17 protein-coding genes are annotated in these 17391 nt (G+C 48.4%); 14 read left to right on the forward strand and 3 right to left on the reverse strand.

What is annotated here, in order from left to right:
- Positions 1 to 717: 717 nt before the first annotated feature.
- Positions 718 to 2313 (reverse strand): PucR family transcriptional regulator, encoded by a 1596-nt coding sequence (locus tag G9F48_RS09260; RefSeq protein ID WP_077722786.1) that lies wholly within the window; start codon positions 2311 to 2313, stop codon positions 718 to 720.
- 179 nt (positions 2314 to 2492) lie between these two features.
- Here G9F48_RS09260 and G9F48_RS09265 point away from each other — a divergent pair, with 179 nt between their 5' ends.
- The 6 genes from G9F48_RS09265 to yunB all read left to right on the forward strand — a co-directional run bounded on the left by G9F48_RS09265 (position 2493) and on the right by yunB (position 8296).
- A complete protein-coding gene (locus tag G9F48_RS09265) occupies positions 2493 to 3854 on the forward strand; it encodes an allantoinase (protein ID WP_165409388.1) in 1362 nt (453 codons plus the stop codon).
- A gap of 72 nt (positions 3855 to 3926) precedes the next feature.
- Positions 3927 to 4280, forward strand: a complete 354-nt coding sequence (locus G9F48_RS09270; RefSeq protein ID WP_165409389.1) for a YunG family protein — start codon at positions 3927 to 3929, stop codon at positions 4278 to 4280.
- Between the two features lie 26 nt (positions 4281 to 4306).
- The gene (locus tag G9F48_RS09275) at positions 4307 to 5158 is read left to right on the forward strand and encodes a DUF72 domain-containing protein (protein WP_014418802.1); all 852 of its coding nucleotides are present in this window, start codon (positions 4307 to 4309) and stop codon (positions 5156 to 5158) included.
- Between the two features lie 19 nt (positions 5159 to 5177).
- Positions 5178 to 5999, forward strand: coding sequence for a sulfite exporter TauE/SafE family protein (locus G9F48_RS09280; protein ID WP_003151913.1), 822 nt, complete (start codon positions 5178 to 5180; stop codon positions 5997 to 5999).
- Between the two features lie 17 nt (positions 6000 to 6016).
- A complete protein-coding gene (locus tag G9F48_RS09285; protein WP_165409390.1) occupies positions 6017 to 7411 on the forward strand; it encodes a bifunctional metallophosphatase/5'-nucleotidase in 1395 nt (464 codons plus the stop codon).
- A 126-nt stretch (positions 7412 to 7537) separates the two neighbouring features.
- On the forward strand, positions 7538 to 8296 hold the full coding sequence (yunB, locus tag G9F48_RS09290; RefSeq protein WP_039253993.1) for a sporulation protein YunB: 759 nt from the start codon (positions 7538 to 7540) through the stop codon (positions 8294 to 8296).
- A gap of 37 nt (positions 8297 to 8333) precedes the next feature.
- Here the strand turns inward: yunB and lytH are convergent, their stop codons facing one another.
- Positions 8334 to 9311, reverse strand: coding sequence for an L-Ala--D-Glu endopeptidase (gene lytH, locus G9F48_RS09295; RefSeq protein ID WP_003151918.1), 978 nt, complete (start codon positions 9309 to 9311; stop codon positions 8334 to 8336).
- 201 nt (positions 9312 to 9512) lie between these two features.
- On the opposite strand from lytH, the gene lipA reads away from it, so the two are divergent.
- The 4 genes from lipA to G9F48_RS09315 all read left to right on the forward strand — a co-directional run bounded on the left by lipA (position 9513) and on the right by G9F48_RS09315 (position 12167).
- On the forward strand, positions 9513 to 10409 hold the full coding sequence (lipA, locus tag G9F48_RS09300) for a lipoyl synthase (RefSeq protein WP_003151923.1): 897 nt from the start codon (positions 9513 to 9515) through the stop codon (positions 10407 to 10409).
- Between the two features lie 218 nt (positions 10410 to 10627).
- Positions 10628 to 10903 carry a YutD family protein gene (locus tag G9F48_RS09305; RefSeq protein WP_003151928.1) on the forward strand — a complete coding sequence of 92 codons (276 nt, stop codon included), beginning with the start codon at positions 10628 to 10630 and terminating at the stop codon, positions 10901 to 10903.
- 25 nt (positions 10904 to 10928) lie between these two features.
- Positions 10929 to 11363, forward strand: a complete 435-nt coding sequence (locus G9F48_RS09310; RefSeq protein ID WP_003151930.1) for a DUF86 domain-containing protein — start codon at positions 10929 to 10931, stop codon at positions 11361 to 11363.
- A gap of 33 nt (positions 11364 to 11396) precedes the next feature.
- Positions 11397 to 12167 carry a TIGR01457 family HAD-type hydrolase gene (locus tag G9F48_RS09315; RefSeq protein WP_165409391.1) on the forward strand — a complete coding sequence of 257 codons (771 nt, stop codon included), beginning with the start codon at positions 11397 to 11399 and terminating at the stop codon, positions 12165 to 12167.
- Between the two features lie 27 nt (positions 12168 to 12194).
- Here the strand turns inward: G9F48_RS09315 and G9F48_RS09320 are convergent, their stop codons facing one another.
- Positions 12195 to 12695: a phosphatidylglycerophosphatase A family protein gene (locus G9F48_RS09320; protein WP_003151934.1), complete on the reverse strand. Its 501-nt coding sequence runs from the start codon at positions 12693 to 12695 to the stop codon at positions 12195 to 12197.
- 154 nt (positions 12696 to 12849) lie between these two features.
- Between G9F48_RS09320 and yutH the strand changes: the two genes are divergently transcribed.
- The 4 genes from yutH (at position 12850) to thrB (ending at position 17353) form a co-directional block, all read left to right on the forward strand.
- Complete coding sequence (gene yutH, locus G9F48_RS09325) at positions 12850 to 13866, forward strand: spore coat putative kinase YutH (RefSeq protein ID WP_156735736.1); 1017 nt, start codon at positions 12850 to 12852, stop codon at positions 13864 to 13866.
- Between the two features lie 201 nt (positions 13867 to 14067).
- Positions 14068 to 15369 carry a homoserine dehydrogenase gene (locus G9F48_RS09330; protein ID WP_003151938.1) on the forward strand — a complete coding sequence of 434 codons (1302 nt, stop codon included), beginning with the start codon at positions 14068 to 14070 and terminating at the stop codon, positions 15367 to 15369.
- Positions 15369 to 16427, forward strand: a complete 1059-nt coding sequence (gene thrC, locus G9F48_RS09335; RefSeq protein ID WP_156735854.1) for a threonine synthase — start codon at positions 15369 to 15371, stop codon at positions 16425 to 16427. The genes G9F48_RS09330 and thrC overlap by 1 nt, the downstream gene beginning before the upstream one ends.
- The gene (gene thrB, locus G9F48_RS09340) at positions 16424 to 17353 is read left to right on the forward strand and encodes a homoserine kinase (RefSeq protein WP_003151940.1); all 930 of its coding nucleotides are present in this window, start codon (positions 16424 to 16426) and stop codon (positions 17351 to 17353) included. Before thrC ends, thrB begins: the two co-directional genes overlap by 4 nt.
- Positions 17354 to 17391: the final 38 nt, after the last annotated feature.

Genomic DNA, 17391 nt, shown 5'->3' on the forward strand with positions numbered 1-17391 from the left:
TGTACTTAGGATGCAGGGGACCCCTGCATCCTTTTCATTGAGTATGAAACCCTAACTCCCAGGTACAACTGATAGCCAAATAGGATTAGCAGGAGCGGGATGTGGTAGTCCTTTAATGCATCGATATATGAAAATGGATGGAGAGGGGGATTTTCAAGCAAGCCTAAACGGGAGAAGCAAGCACCCGTATGATTCCATTATATTTCTCCGAGCTGCATCTGTTCGCTGAGAAGATGGCTGTCGAGCCGCCCGTCTTCGTTTTTCCTTCCGAGCATGGAATCTCACCGACGACTGTATCCCAAGTATGCTTTTGAGATTGGAAGGTAATGTGAAACAGCTAAGGAAATCTGCATCTAAATCAGGGTTCGCTATTGAGAGGGCTTGTTTGTGAAATACAGAAGCGGTTAGGGCATGAACCTCTTCTGCGGCACTGTAGCCTTCGCGAAGCTTTCCGTACGATTCCCTTTGTATTCAATAAATCCCACCGAATAAGGGAATGTAATGGCTCCTGCGTACATGGCAACTACATACTGAGAGCGGATGGCCAGTGCTGCAGTTTTTCTCTTATCCCAACTCCTCATTTTTCCGAATGTGATGTTTAAAACACGTTAGTATGCGGAAGACGGGCTGGCATCAGGCTTTATCGCTGAAATATTCGTATTTTTTTGGCGGAAACGCCAATGAGAGTGGATTTCATTTGAGGATAGCAGCAATTCCTTACCCGATCAGCCGCTGCATTCTCAGCGCGAGCCGCAGGCGCATCGTCGTCTCCGGATCTTTTAAGCTTTTGCCGAGCAGTTCCTCGCATTTTTCTAAACGATAGATCACCGTATTTCGATGGACGTACAGGCGCTTAGCCGTTTCTGAAATCTGGCAGTGGGTCTCCAGGTAAACAGACAGCGTATGAAGCAGGCTCTGGTCCTCCTTTTGCCGATCGGCCAGACTTTGGAGGGTGGCTTCGTAAAACTTCTTCACATCTTCCGCCGGAAGCAGGCGGAGCAGCTCCGGCACGTCTTTGGCATGATAGATTTGAATAAACTCCGCGCTTCTGGACAAATGCCCGGATGAAATAGCGTCTGAAGCTTCAGTAAAAGCGTCAGGGACATCGATCAGCTTTTGGCATATGTTTGAGATGCCGAAGGAGACAGTCCGTTTAAATTGCGCCCGGACCTGTTTTTGAAACTGCTCCAAAAAGCTGATGACAGACGCGTGCATTTCATTCCAGCTGTCTGTCGCTTCAATTAAAAGAATACCGACATTTCCTTTAATAAAGAGATGAGGGGGAAACGGAAAGGATGACAGCTCCCCTTCAAGCAGATCAAATACATGATCGGAAACGAGCTGATTTTCGGTAAAGCTGATCGTTTTCTCATTTCGGTCGAGTTTTCCGCAGATGCACATGTATTTCTGATCCCAGCGGAGCCGGAATTCTTTGGCGCGGCTTTTGATTTCTTCATGGCCGGTAAACGAGCGGTCGATGAAATTGCTGAAAAATTCATTGCGCGCCCGTCTGCCGAATTGTTTGACGGCATTTTCTTTCAGCAGTTCAAAGGAAATGACGTTGGCCGCCTGTTCAATTGTCAAAATCATGCCTTTATCAGCGGTCTGCACCAGCTCCGGAATCACCAGATAACCGCAGTTTTTTTCAACATTCAGAATCGGCAGGACAGAATACGCCTTTCTGTCGGAGAGCATGGAAAAGCAGGTGAAATAAGGACCGGAAAGGGAATAACAGATGTTTTTCAATAAAGACGTGTCAATAGGTATGCTGTGGGACGATGATAAGAGTTTTGTATGCTGATCCAAAAGCAGCACGGGAAGCCGGAGAATGTCTGAGAGCTTCTTAAGCAGGGATTGCAGCCCTTTGCCGCTCATAATGTGGTTTGTGAATTTTTTATGGGCGTAAATGGCCTGCTGCAGCTCATTTGAACGCATATCAAGAATATGGCTCAATGTAGCATTGACGATATCTCCCAGCCTGATGTCTTCCGGAAGCTCAATAATCGGAAATTCATACCGGTCGGCAAGCTCCGCGGCATCTTTCGGAATGACATTAAGATAGCGCTTCGTTTTGATCCCCAGTCCCGCGCATCCCCGTTTTGCCATGAGGCGGATCAAATCTTTCAACAGCTGCGGGCGGTCCTTCAAGTGGTAAGCCGTCGTGACGAGCAATTCGTTTTTATGTAAAAAATCAGCGATGTCCGGCGCATCCATCATGTTGACGTGCTGCACCTCCCTCCAGCCGCCGGATCTGCCTGCGATTAATGCGGCCCGCTCATAAGCGGGAATCTTCATCACATCATAAATGTTCATCAGTCAATCTCCTTTCAGGTTCTAAAGACAACCATTAGTTAATATGAATAAAAATCATCAAAAATTATAGCGGTTTTGCTGATGTATTACGATCATAGTAGCAGTAAACTGGCAATCATAGACGCATGTTGTGATAAAAACTGACAGAAAATCGTCATCCTTACAGGGAGGAAGATAAAATGGCCTATGACGTAATTGTAAAGGGTGCGAAAGCTGTGCGAAAAGGCGGGACAGAGCGGGCCGATATCGCCGTCAAGGACGGGAAAATCGCATTGATCGAGCCCGGCATTGACGAAAACGCGGACCAAGTGGTGCAGGCAGACGGCATGTATGTGTTTCCGGGCGCGGTCGATTGTCACGTGCATTTCAATGAACCCGGACGCGAAGAATGGGAAGGCATTGAAACCGGCTCAAACATGCTTGCTGCCGGCGGCTGTACGGCATATTTTGACATGCCGCTTAACTGCATTCCTTCGACGGTAACTGCTGAAAACCTGCTGGCAAAGGCGGAAATCGCCGAACGGAAGTCAGCGGTTGATTTTGCGCTTTGGGGCGGTTTGATGCCCGGGTATACCGAACATATCCGGCCGATGGCAGAAGCGGGGGCAATCGGGTTTAAAGCGTTTCTGTCTAAATCGGGAACGGATGAATTTCAATCAGCCGATGAACGGACTCTTTTAAAGGGAATGAAGGAAATCGCGGCGTGCGGCAAGATTTTGGCCCTGCACGCAGAAAGCGACGCCCTCACCCGATTCCTTGAAGCCGAGTACGCGCTCCAAGGGAAAATTGATGCCCGCGCTTACGCTTCCTCCCGTCCGGAAGAAGCCGAATGCGAGGCTGTGCAGCGGGCGATTGAATATGCAAGAGCGACGGGATGCGCGCTTCATTTTGTACATATCAGCACGAAACGGGCCGTGCTCTCCATTCAGCAGGCGAAAAAAGACGGATTGGATGTCACCGTTGAAACGTGTCCGCACTACTTATTATTCAGCTTTGAAGACTTCCTCAAAAAAGGGGCGGCCGCCAAATGCGCTCCGCCGCTCCGCTCAGAGGCTGATAAAGAGGAATTGATCGGGGTTTTGGCTGAGGGTCTGATTGATATGGTGTCTTCGGATCATTCTCCCTGTCATCCGTCTTTGAAACGCGAGGATAATATGTTCCTGTCGTGGGGCGGGATCAGCGGAGGCCAATTTACGCTTCTCGGCATGATTCAATTAGCGATCGATCATGGGATTCCGTTTGAACATGTGGCCCGATGGACGGCCGAAGCACCTGCCAAGCGCTTCGGTTTAACGAATAAAGGCCGGCTTGAAGAAGGATTTGACGCTGATTTTGCCATTGTCCGGCCGGAACCTTTTACCGTCACAAAAGAAACGATGTTTTCCAAACATAAGCAAAGCTTGTATGAAGGCCGCACCTTTCCATACCGAATTGCTGCGACCTACAGCAAGGGACGCTGTGTGTACCAAGATGGTCGTAAGCAGAGCGGGGCTTTCGGAACATTTCTGAAGCCTTCTGAAATAAAAGAGCCGATTCTCTGAGGAGAATCGGCTTTTTTTGTCGTTTGGAAAGCGGGTCTCGTGGTATCTTTTTATAAAAAGGAGTAAAACACATTGTATGATCAAATCTTGAACATATTAACGGCATCCTGGTCGCGCAAGACCAGTACAAAATGGACGGAAGATTGCCCGGCCAAAGGCCAGTGCGGCGTGACGGCTTTAGTCATCCAAGATGTTTACGGCGGTGACATTCTCAAAACAAAAACCGGCACAAGCTGGCATTTTTATAATCGAATAGACGGGGAGATATATGATTTCACGAGCAGTCAGTTTTCAGAGCCGATCGTCTATCAGCACATTCTTTCTTTCAGAGATGAGGCATTTTCGGACACCAATGAACATCAGTACCGGTTCCTGAAAAGTGCATTCAGAAAAAACATGGAAACGGAAAGAGAAAAACACCTGTGATAAACTAGAATGAGAGGTGAAGGATTGTGATTTATATCGGACTGACGGGGTGGGGGGATCATGACAGCATCTATCCGCCTAAAACAGCGGGCCCGCAAAAATTGCAGGCGTATTCCTCCCATTTTCCCATCGTTGAGCTGGACGCGAGCTTTTACGCGATACAGCCCGCCCGCAATAACGAAAGATGGGTCAAAGAGACGCCGGAATCTTTTCAATTTGTCATTAAGGCATATCAAGGAATGACGGGTCATCAGCGCGGCGATATTCCCTTTGAATCGAAGGAAGAAATGTTTGAGGCGTTTAAGCTGTCATTATCGCCGTATATAGAGCATGGAAAGCTTGCCATGGTGCTGTTCCAATTCCCGCCGTGGTTTGACTGCAAGAAAGAAAACGTCGCATATTTAAGATGGTGCAGGCAGCAGATGGGGGATATCCCGTGCGCGCTTGAATTCCGCAACCGGTCTTGGTTTTCCCCGCCATTTTACGAGCAGACCCTTTCCTTTATGAAGGAGGAAGGCTGGATTCACAGCATATGTGACGAGCCGCAAATCGGCGAGGGCAGCATTCCGACCGTCCTAAAAGCAACGGATGAAGAAAAAACGCTTGTCCGTTTTCACGGACGGAACAAGCAGGGCTGGATCAAACCTGACGGCGGACAAAACTGGCGTGAGGTCAGATATTTATACCGCTATAACAAACAGGAACTCAAAGATTGGAAAAACAATCTTCAGGAGCTGAAAAAGCAGTCGCGCAATCTGTATGTGCTCTTCAACAATAACTCAGGCGGAGACGCCGCCGATAACGGGCTTGAGATGCTTGAAATGTTAGATATCTCATATACCGGGCTTGCTCCGAAGCAGCTCGACCTATTCAGCTAGAAAAGAGGTTTCAAGACACATGTCTTATCTTATTTTGATCATATTGGGATTTATCGCGGGAACGGTCGGCAGCCTGATCGGGCTTGGGGGAGGAATTATCATCGTGCCGGCGATGCTCTATTTAAGCACGATGACTCCGTTTTTCCATGACGTAACACCGCAGACTGCCATCGGCACGTCCCTTTTGGTGATTATTTTTACGGGCCTGTCATCAACTCTGGCCTATATGAAATATAAAACTGTTGACTACAAAAGCGGACTGATCTTTTTTATCGGTTCCGGCCCGGGAAGCATCATCGGCGCGTATTTGTCTAAACTTTTTAATGCGCATACGTTTTCCGTCTGGTTCGGACTTTTTATGATTTTGATTTCCATTACATTAATGCTGAAGGCGAAAGCAAAACCGGTCAATAAAGCGCATAAAGGCATGATCCGGACTTATGAGGATGAATCGGGTGAGCTTTATACATATTCGTACCGTATTTTTACCGGTATCGCCATTGCCTTTTTCGTCGGTTTATTGGGCGGTCTTTTCGGCATCGGCGGCGGCTCTCTTATGGTTCCGGCCATGATGCTGTTATTTTTGTTCCCGCCGAAAGTGGCTGTGGCGACGTCAATGCTCATCATTTTCTTATCCTCCGTGACGGGTTCCGTGTCACATATCGCAGAAGGCCATGTCAATTGGCTGTATGCGCTGTGCCTCGTTCCGGGCGCGTGGTTCGGCGGCAAAATGGGCGCGTGGGTCAATAAGCGGGTGCAGACGAAAACGATCGTGCTTTTCATGCGGGTCGTCTTGATTTTGATCGGCTGTGAATTGATTTATCAAGGGATATTCAGCTAAAAGGTAGGAGAGATGGTATGTTAGAGAAGCTCCGTTTATATCATACGAATGATTTGCACAGCCATTTCGAAAATTGGCCGAAAATCGTACATTATATTGAGCAGAAGAGAAGTGAGCATGAAAAGGACGGGGAGGAAACACTCGTATTCGACATCGGCGATCATATGGACCGATTCCAAATGATAACGGAAGCGACCTTCGGCAAAGCGAATGTCGACTTGTTAAACCGTCTTGAGATTGATGCGGCTGCCGTCGGGAATAATGAAGGGATTACGCTGCCTCACGATGAGCTGGCGGATTTATATACTCATGCCGCGTTTCCCGTCATTGTGTCCAACCTGTTTGACGCGGACGGACAGCGCCCGGAATGGGCCAAGCCCTACGTGATCAAAACGCTGAAAAACGGGATGACCGCCGGCATACTAGGCGTCACGGTGCCGTATTATCCCGTCTATCAGAAACTCGGCTGGACGGTGACGGATGCGGAAAAAAGCATTCAAGAATCACTTGACGATATCAAGGGTAAAGCGGACATCATCATTCTGCTTTCTCATTTAGGCCTGATCGATGACCGGGCCGCAGCGGAAAAATTTCCCGACATCGATGTCATTCTTGAATCACATACGCACCACCTTCTTGAGGACGGACAGGACATAAACGGCGTATTGCTTGCATGTGCGGAAAAATACGGGAACTATGTCGGCTGTGTCGAGCTCACGATAGAAAGTGAATCACGAACCATTGTCAGCAAACAGGCATCTGTACAGAAAATGGCTGATTGGCACGGGGAATCTGAAGATACGGCGGCTTTTCTGAAAGAGAAAGAACGGGAAGCGGAAAACCTGCTCTCCGTACAAGTCGCCAATCTGAAGGAAGAAGCCGGCGTGAAGTGGTTTGAGGAATCGCCGCTGCCGCTTCTATTAGCCGAAGCGCTGAAAAGCTGGTGCGGCTGTGAAGTCAGCATGGTGAATTCAGGCGTCATTTTGGGGCCTTTACAGAAGGGGCCTGTCACAAAGCTTGACCTGCACCGCATCTGCCCTCATCCGATCAATCCGGTCGCCGTTCGTCTTTCAGGCAGGGAGCTCCAGGAAACAATCAGCCAGGCCGCCTCGGAACAAATGGAGCAGCTGCGGATTAAGGGCCTCGGCTTCCGCGGGGAAGTGATGGGCAGGATGGTATATGCCGGAGCGGAGGCAGAGGCCGGCATTCTTGAAGACGGTGTGACGCATCTCCTCAATGTGAAAGTGAACGGAGAAGAGGTGGATCCGGAGCGGATATACTCGGTTGCCGTTCTCGACATGTTTACACTCGGAAAGCTGTTCCCTTACATCCGCGATTCAAAAGAAAAACAATACTTTATGCCGGAGTTTTTAAGAGATCTGCTCGCCTGGGAGCTCGCGCGGCAAGCGTAATGTCAGATATCCGCCGGCCGTTCCATCTCATTCGAGTGAAGGTAAGCTTGACTTTTTAAGAGTAAAAATAAAATACTATGTCCCCTCTTACAAGCATACATTGTGATATGTAAGGGGGGATTTTTCTTGCCTAGATACCGGAGCGCTCTTCGCAAGAGAGGGCCTTTGCCTTTTCGATATGTGCTTCTTCTGTCGTTTGCTTTTTTTATCATATCGACGGTCATCAGCCTCTGGATGATCAACTCCTCAATCAAACCGGTGCTGATGAACATCGGAGAAATGGAAACCAAACGGGTGGCGACAGAAGTCATTACGGAATCCATTGAAGAATACATGTCTCACAGCGACAATGTGAAAGATATGGTCGATATGAAAACGGATGAAAACGGAAAAGTCACAACGATGGATTTTAATACACAAATGGTCAACAGCATGAAGGCGAAAGTGACAAAGCAGCTTCAGGCTCATTTGAAGGAAGCGGAGTCGAACAATAAGCAGCATGAAACGGAGAAAGGCGCGAAAACTGCCGATGAAATTATGATTAACATCCCTTTAGGGCAGGTCACGGGAAACAGCATTCTCGGAAATCTGGGGCCGAAAATCCCCGTGCGCTTTAACCTGATCGGTGATGCGTTAACTGATGTGAAAACAAAAATAAAGCCGTACGGCATTAACAATGCCCTGATCGATATCAGTATTTTTGTGGAAATTAAGGTAAAGGTTATTATCCCGTTTGCCAGTAAAACATCAGTCGTGACAAATAATATACCGGTCTCCATTAAAGCGATTCAAGGAGAGGTGCCGCAGTTTTATAACGGAAGCGGCGGATCAGGTGTGACGCCTTCCATTCAGCTGCCGAATGAAAAACAGAAGAAAGATAAATAAAAACACACAGCCGCAATCTTTCCTGGCGGCTGTGTGTTTACTTTTTCCTGCGGATTTCTTTTCGCTCCCATGCCCTTAAATGGGGATACGGGTCAAAAGACCATTCCGATCTGCCGTTATCTTTATACATCCCGTAGTGAAGATGCGGCGGAAATTTTCCCGCGGTGCCAGGCGGTCCGTATCCGGAACTGCCGACAGAGCCGATCACCTCTCCGGGTTTGACGATCTGGCCTTTATGCACACCTTTTGCAAAACCGTTCAGGTGAGCGAAGTAGTGATACGTGTTATTGATATCCCTGATGCCGATTCTCCAGCCGCCGAAACGGTTCCAGCCCTTCATTTCAACAATACCGTAGCAGGTCGATCTGACGGGGAGCCCGTAATGGGCGAACAGATCCGTTCCTTCGTGAATCCGGCGCCCGCCGAAACCCCGCGCGGCGCCCCATGTGCTGCGGTAGCTGTAATCCGTCTTCACGGGAAGCGGAAAAGCGTGCTCTCCGAGATCAAGGCGGCCGAACGTTTTAAACAATGTCATGAATTCGGTGATAATGCCGACCGTCTGATCACGGCGGTAATAATTCCAGAGGCCGATGCGGATATGGTCAAGATCCGTTCCGAATCCCGCTAAATACTGTGCAAATGTATAAAGAATATCCTCATCATTGCTGACCTCGGCTTTTCCGTCGCCGTCGCCGTCCAGGCCGATCCCGTCAAATACTTTAATGCTGAGGGGCGCCTCGTCCTTAGGATTTGGATTTTCAGGCCCGCTCCACAAATGATCCGGAATATAAATGCTGATGATTCCCGCTTTTTCCGGCAGATCCTTTCGGTTCGAGCGGACATTTTCTTCATATTGATCAACCGCCGCAAGCACATACCAAGGAATCTGCGTGACTGCTTCGGCTTTGCGGTACAACTGCATCCGTTCACCGTAAACAGGAGCCGATTGTTCTTTCCCGCTTGCAGCCGGACAGAAAAATGATAAAAGGAGAAGAGCAGATAACAGAACTTTCACAACATGATCTCCTTTCAGGATTAATACAAATAGTTTGCGGCAACAATCCGAGAAAATGTAAGTAATTCTCTTCCCTTGTCGAGAAATTTTTCCTATGTTAAAGTGACTATTGAATAGAAATCTGCAAGTTTTATATCCATCGTGAAATAGAAATTTTTCGCACACGAACATGAATAAAGGGATAATGGAGATGATGGGGAAATGGCAAAGAAAGACGAGCATCTGAGAAAGCCGGAATGGCTCAAAATAAAGCTGAACACGAATGAAAACTATACGGGTCTGAAAAAATTAATGCGTGAAAATAATCTGCATACCGTATGTGAAGAAGCAAAATGCCCGAACATCCATGAATGCTGGGCTGTCAGACGTACGGCGACGTTCATGATTCTCGGTTCCGTCTGTACGAGAGCATGCCGCTTCTGCGCTGTCAAAACGGGTCTGCCGACTGAGCTGGATCTGCAGGAACCGGAACGCGTAGCTGATTCCGTCGCGCTGATGAACTTAAAACACGCCGTCATCACGGCCGTGGCGCGTGATGATCAGAAAGACGGCGGAGCAGGCGTCTTTGCGGAAACGGTCCGGGCGATCCGCAGAAAAAGCCCGTTCACGACAATTGAAGTGCTGCCATCCGATATGGGCGGAAATTACGACAACCTGAAAACATTAATGGATACCCGTCCTGATATTCTGAACCACAACATTGAAACCGTGCGCCGCCTGACACCGAGAGTCCGCGCCCGTGCAACATATGACCGTTCTTTGGAATTCTTGCGCCGTGCGAAAGAAATGCAGCCTGACATCCCGACGAAATCAAGCATTATGATCGGTCTCGGCGAAACGAAGGAAGAAATTATTGAAGTGATGGACGACCTGCTTGCGAACAATGTCGACATCATGGCGATCGGCCAATACCTGCAGCCGTCGAAAAAACATTTAAAAGTCCAAAAATATTATCATCCGGACGAATTTGCCGAACTGAAAGAAATCGCGATGCAAAAAGGCTTCAGCCACTGTGAAGCAGGCCCGCTTGTCCGTTCTTCCTACCATGCGGATGAACAAGTGAACGAAGCGTCTAAAAAACGCCAGGCCCAAGCATAAGATAAGCCGAAAAAACCCAAAACGCCGCAGGTTTTGGGTTTTTTGTGATGGAGCCGTCTGTGCAGGGAAAAAGTCATTCTTGAATAAGGATCGTCAGAACCGCTACACTGGATATAAAAGGGAAAAATTTTTCCGTCCGTCAGAACCGTCTCATTTTGCAATTGATGGACAGAAGTCAATGAATTATGATAGTAAAGAGTGATAAAAGAGGTGAAGACATGATTCTTATTCAAAATGCCGAGTTTGAACTCGTACACGATTTTAAAAACGGCTTTAATGAAGAAGCGTTCAAAGCCCGCTATTCGGACATATTAAATAAATATGATTACATTGTGGGAGACTGGGGATACAGTCAGCTGCGGCTCAAAGGCTTCTTTGATGACCAGAATCAAAAAGCAACCTTTGAAACGAAAATCAGCACATTGGACGAATACATTTACGAATACTGCAATTTCGGCTGCGCGTATTTTGTTTTAAAACGAATCAGAAAATAATTGATGCAGAAGGGGATGCTGTCACGTGTATTTTGTTGACAGAAATAATATCGAACAAACACTCCGTTTTTTTGAGACCCAGCTGGCGCTGTTTGACAGCACGCCTGCATGGCAGAGCGAAATCGAAAAAAGGGCGCTTGAGCGGATCAGCCATCTTATGATCGAATGCATTCTCGATGTCGGAAATGATATGATTGACGGCTTTATCATGCGCGATCCGGGGAGTTATGACGACATCATGGATATTCTGACGGATGAAAAGGTGGTAGCTGAGGATGAAGCGAATAAGCTGAAGCAATTGATCTCTTCCAGAAAGCGGCTTGTTCAGGAATATCAGCAAGCCGATCATCAGGAGCTGTTTACGCTGATCACGTCAAACAGGGACGTGCTGAAAGCCTTTCCGGCCCGTGTAAGAACCTACCTGGAAACAGAATTAGGGCCTGTTTCCGCATTTAAATAACAACGAGTGAGAAAATCCACAGGAGTGTTGAGTATGAAGGATTATAAAGGATATTTGATAGATTTGGACGGCACAATGTACAACGGGACGGAAAAAATCGAAGAAGCGTGTGAATTCGTGAGAACGCTTAAAGCGCGCGGCATTCCGTATTTATTCGTGACGAACAATTCTTCCCGGACGCCGAAGCAGGTGGCGGACAAGCTGATGAGGTTTGACATTCCGGCATCTGAAGAGCAGGTCTTCACGACGAGCATGGCGACTGCGCAGCATATCGCCCAGCAGAAAAAAGACGCGTCGGTGTATGTGATCGGCGAAGAAGGCATCCGTCAGGCCATTGAAGAAAATGGGCTGAGCTTCGGAGAAGAAAACGCGGACTTTGTCGTTGTGGGAATCGACCGCGGCATTACATATGAAAAGTTGGCAACGGGATGCCTTGCGATCAGAAACGGCGCCCGGTTCATTTCAACAAACGGCGACGTCGCCATTCCGACTGAAAGAGGGCTTTTACCAGGGAACGGTTCGCTCACATCCGTTTTGACGGTGTCAACGGGCGTTGAGCCTGTCTTTATCGGCAAGCCTGAATCGATTATTATGGAACAGGCGATGCGTGTGCTCGGAACGGATATTTCCGAAACACTCATGGTCGGCGATAACTATGCAACGGATATTATGGCCGGCATCAATGCGGGCATGGATACGCTGCTGGTTCATACCGGAGTGACAAAGCGTGAGCATATGGCAGATTACGATCGGAAGCCGACATATGCGATTGACTCTTTAACCGAATGGATTGAACATCTATAAAAAAAGGGACGGCCATGACGGCCGTCCTTATTCTGTATTTCTGGCGCTGTGGGCAAGCCGGCTTGAAGCCGCTGCTGCGATTGCGCCGACGATATCATCAAGAAACGTATGGCATTCGCCCGTAGATTTATCATTTAACCGCCCGAGAATGCCGGGTTTTTCTTTGTCAATGTAGCCGTAATTCGTAAAGCCGATTGAGCCGTATATATTCACGATAGAGAAGGCGAGTACCTCGTCAACCCCATACAGGCTTTCATCAATCGCCAGAATGGTCTGAAGCGGTTCAGACAGCTTTTTTTGTTCGGCGAGCACATCTAATTCTATTCCCGTTAAAATGGCGTTTTGCACCTCGCGTTTTGCGATGACACGGTCCACATTGAGCCTGCATACTTCCATCGTCAAATCAGGATGATATTTTTTCTGAAGGAAATACACCAGCTCGGCAATATCGTCCGTCTCAACCCCCCGTTCTTTTAAACGCGCTCTGGCGACAGCTTCCACCTGATTCAGTTGTTCCTTTTCTGACATTTGCTTCACCCAATCTTTTTTTACTAGTTTATACAACACCCTTCCGATGTGTACGATGTTTCTCCACTTGATTCAAAGGATTACAATATGTATTCATAATTCCGCCGGCGTATGACTACGATGTGAATAGCTCTAATTTTTCAGGCAGGTGATTATGATGAAAAGCATCATTAAAGAAAAGTACGGCATCCACGTCAGACAGCTTTCCGTTTATCAGAAATACCAATGCTTCCAGACGCCTAATTCCTTCTTTCTTATTATTCCCGTTTCCGGATTTTCGCAATCAGAGCTGACGGAGCTTTACTACATGAGTCAGTATTTACAAGAACAAAGTGACCCATACGTTTCAGTGTTTATCTTTACGAAGGAAGGAGAACTGACCTTTGAGGACGAAGGCAAAACGTATGCGCTCTTAAAAGCGCCGATCCCCGTCGCAAACCGGTCGTTTTCTGTCGGAGGGGAGCTTGCCGAATTTCACAGAAAAGGGCGGGGTTTTCCGTACGAAGTGAAAGAAGCGGGCAGGATCGGCCAATGGAAGGACTTATGGGGAAAACGGGTGGATCAGCTGGAATCATTCTGGATGCAGAAAATTCATATGTCTCCGCTCGAACCGTTCGAAAAGAAAATGATCGAAGCATTTCCTTATTATTCAGGCTTAGCGGAAAATGCGATTCAATATTTAGTGGATACGGAGCTGGATGACAATCCCGGCGCAGAAGACTCGGGGACAATCTGCCATCAGCGGATGGAACGGGATACCTGGTCGGAGGAATCATTGATCCGCATCCCGGGCGATTGGGTATTCGACCATGCCGCCCGTGATATTGCGGAATATATGCGCAGCACATATTTGTATCATCGTGACGACTTGCTTAACGAAGGGTTTTTGTTTTTGCAGGAATATGAGCAAGTTACGCCGTTATCCTCCTTTTCCAAGCGCCTGTTTTACAGCCGCCTGCTGTTTCCGCTTCATTTCTTTGAGACGGTGGAGAGCTATTACATTTCTCATGATTCTGAAAAACAGTTTTACGAAGAGCAGCTTGACTACATTCTTGCAGACTGCACCCGCTATGAACAGTTTTTGCAGACATGTCACGACATGCTGAATGTCAGAGCGGCGCAGGTTTTTGTCCCGCCTGTGGCGTGGCTAGGAAAAGGAATCAGTTCGTAAGAAAATATGACGTAAAAATATTTAGAAAATAGGGAATCTTGTCATATCAGTGTGTTAAGCGTTTTCATAGCCGCAGAAACAATATTCACCCGCTTGTCAAAACAAATGCGGGCTTATATAATATTTGTAACTTAAATGTCTGTGAAGGGTTAACAATTGTCCTTTTCTAGTGGACAAAAGGAAGAAAGGTGGAGTTTCTCTTTGGAAGCGATTCGTATTGGACTGTTAGGACTGGGAACCGTGGGAAGCGGAGTCGTCAAAATTATACAAGATCATCAGGATAAGCTTATGCACCAGGTCGGCTGTCCGGTGACGATCAAAAAAGTGCTGGTTAAAGATATTGATAAAAAACGAGACGCAGACCTGCCGAAAGAAGTGCTGACGACAGAAGTCTATGATGTAATCGATGACCCTGAGGTCGACGTGATTATTGAAGTCATCGGCGGTGTCGAACAGACGAAGCAATATCTTCTTGATGCCTTGAAAGCGAAAAAACATGTTGTGACCGCAAATAAAGATCTGATCGCCGTATATGGGTCAGAGCTTTTAGCCGCCGCAAAGGAAAATGGCTGTGACTTGTATTATGAAGCGAGTGTCGCCGGCGGAATCCCGATTTTACGCACGCTCGAAGAAGGCCTTTCCTCTGACCGGATCACAAAAATGATGGGAATCGTCAACGGAACGACGAACTTCATCTTAACGAAAATGATTAAAGAAAAAAGCCCGTATGAAGAAGTGCTGAAGGAAGCGCAGGATCTCGGATTCGCGGAAGCGGATCCGACCGCCGATGTAGAAGGACTCGATGCCGCGCGCAAGATGGCGATTTTAGCCCGTCTCGGCTTCTCTATGAACGTCGATCTGGACGATGTCAAGGTAAAAGGAATTTCCCGGATTACGGATGAAGACATCAGCTTCAGCAAACGGCTCGGCTATACGATGAAGCTGATCGGCATCGCCCAGCGTGATGACAATAAAATCGAAGTCAGCGTTCAGCCGACACTGCTCCCGGATCATCATCCGCTCTCTGCCGTGCATAACGAGTTTAATGCCGTTTACGTGTACGGAGAAGCCGTAGGCGAAACGATGTTTTACGGCCCCGGAGCCGGAAGCATGCCGACTGCGACATCAGTCGTTTCCGATCTGGTCGCGGTCATGAAAAACATGCGTCTCGGCGTAAACGGAAACAGCTTTGTCGCCCCGCAGTTTGAAAGAAATCTGAAGCAGCCGTCTGATATCTACGCCCAGCAGTTTTTAAGAATTCATGTCAAAGACCAGGTCGGCTCTTTTTCAAAAATCACATCAGCCTTCTCAGAGCGCGGCGTCAGCTTTGAAAAAATTCTGCAGCTGCCGATCAAAGGCCATGACGATCTCGCGGAAATCGTGATCGTCACGCATCATACATCGGAAGAAGATTTCAGTGACATTCTGCAAAACTTAAATGACCTCGAAGTTGTACAAGAAGTAAAAAGCACATATCGTGTAGAAGGGAACGGTTGGAGCTAATGTGGAAAGGACTCATCCATCAATATAAAGAATTTCTGCCGGTGACGGATCGGACGCCGGCCCTGACATTGCATGAAGGCAACACGCCGCTGATTCACCTCCCGAAGCTTTCTGAAAAGCTCGGAATTGAACTGCATGTAAAAACAGAGGGTGTTAATCCGACGGGATCTTTTAAAGACCGCGGCATGGTCATGGCGGTCGCCAAAGCGAAAGAAGAAGGCAATGATACCATCATGTGCGCCTCAACAGGCAACACATCCGCGGCGGCTGCGGCATACGCGGCGAGAGCAGGCATGAAATGCATCGTCATCATCCCGGACGGGAAAATCGCCTTCGGAAAGCTTGCGCAAGCCGTCATGTACGGTGCGGAAATCATCGCGATTGACGGAAACTTTGACGACGCGCTGGCCATCGTCCGGTCGATTTGTGAAAAATCACCGATTGCATTAGTGAATTCAGTAAACCCTTACCGGATTGAAGGGCAAAAAACAGCGGCCTTTGAAGTATGCGAACAGCTCGGCGGAGCGCCGGACATTCTGGCGATCCCGGTAGGAAACGCCGGGAATATCACGGCCTACTGGAAAGGATTCAAAGAATATCATGAGAAAAACGGCACCGGACTTCCGAAGATGCGCGGTTTTGAGGCGGAAGGTTCTGCGGCCATCGTCCGCGGCGAGGTCATTAAAAATCCAGAAACCGTTGCGACGGCAATCCGGATCGGGAACCCTGCCAGCTGGGACAAAGCTGTGCTTGCAGCGGAAGAGTCAGCCGGAAAAATTGATGAAGTCACAGATGGAGAAATCCTTCACGCTTATCAGCTGATTGCCCGTGAAGAAGGCGTATTTGCCGAGCCGGGCTCCTGTGCATCCATCGCCGGTGTTTTAAAACAGGTGAAATCCGGTGAAATTCCAAAAGGAAGCAAGGTTGTCGCAGTCTTGACCGGAAACGGCCTGAAAGATCCGAACACGGCTGTGGACGTATCTGACATAAAACCGATCACGCTGCCGACAGATGAGGACAGTATTCTGGAATACTTAAATGGAGCGGCGCGTGTATGAATGAGGCGGAGATGCTGTTTTCCATTACGGTTCCGGGAAGCACCGCCAACTTAGGGCCTGGGTTTGATTCCATCGGGATGGCGCTCAGCAGATATTTGAAGCTTTCGGTTTTCCGAAACGATGAATGGCAGTTCTCGGCGGAAACCGAAACTGTCGCGGGCATCCCTCAAGGAACGGACAACCTCATCTACCAAGTCGCCAAACGGACGGCTGACCGCTATCAGAAAGAGCTGCCGCCCGCCCATGTCAAAGTATGGAGTGACATCCCCCTTGCGCGGGGGCTCGGAAGCAGCGCGGCCGCTATCGTCGCCGCCATTGAGCTTGCGGATGAGTTATGCGGCCTGCAGCTGTCGGAAAGCGACAAGCTGCACTTAGCCAGTCTTGAAGAGGGACACCCTGATAATGCCGCTGCTTCCCTTGCAGGAGGGCTTGTGATCGGCCTTCACGAAGAAGATGAAACACATATCGTGCGTGTTGCCGAAGCGGATATCGACGTTGTGGCAGTGATTCCGTTTTACGAAGTTCTGACCAGGGACGCAAGAGACGTGCTCCCGAAAGAGCTGCCGTACCGACGCGCCGTTAAAGCAAGCGCCGTCAGCAACCTTCTCGTTGCTGCGATCATGTCAAATGACTGGGCGCTCGCCGGGAAAATGATGAGAAAAGACATCCTCCATCAGCCGTACCGCGCCATGCTTGTTCCTGAGCTTTCAAAGGTGGAACATGCGGCCGAAATGAAAGGCGCTTACGGAACGGCGCTGAGCGGAGCGGGACCGACGATTCTTGTCCTGATTGAAAAAGGAAAGGGAGAAGAGCTGAGAAAGCAGCTTTCTGAGCATTTCCCTCACTGTGAGATTGCGGCGCTTACCGTCCCGTCAGAAGGAAGCGTAATTGAACGGAATCCTTTAGAACAGGTGAAAAGTGTATAATCATAAAAAAGCGTTCTTCCCATCAGAGAAGGACGCTT

Origin of the sequence: Bacillus sp. EKM420B, from assembly GCF_011065565.1 — a bacterium.
Classification (GTDB): Bacteria; Bacillota; Bacilli; order Bacillales; family Bacillaceae; genus Bacillus; species Bacillus velezensis.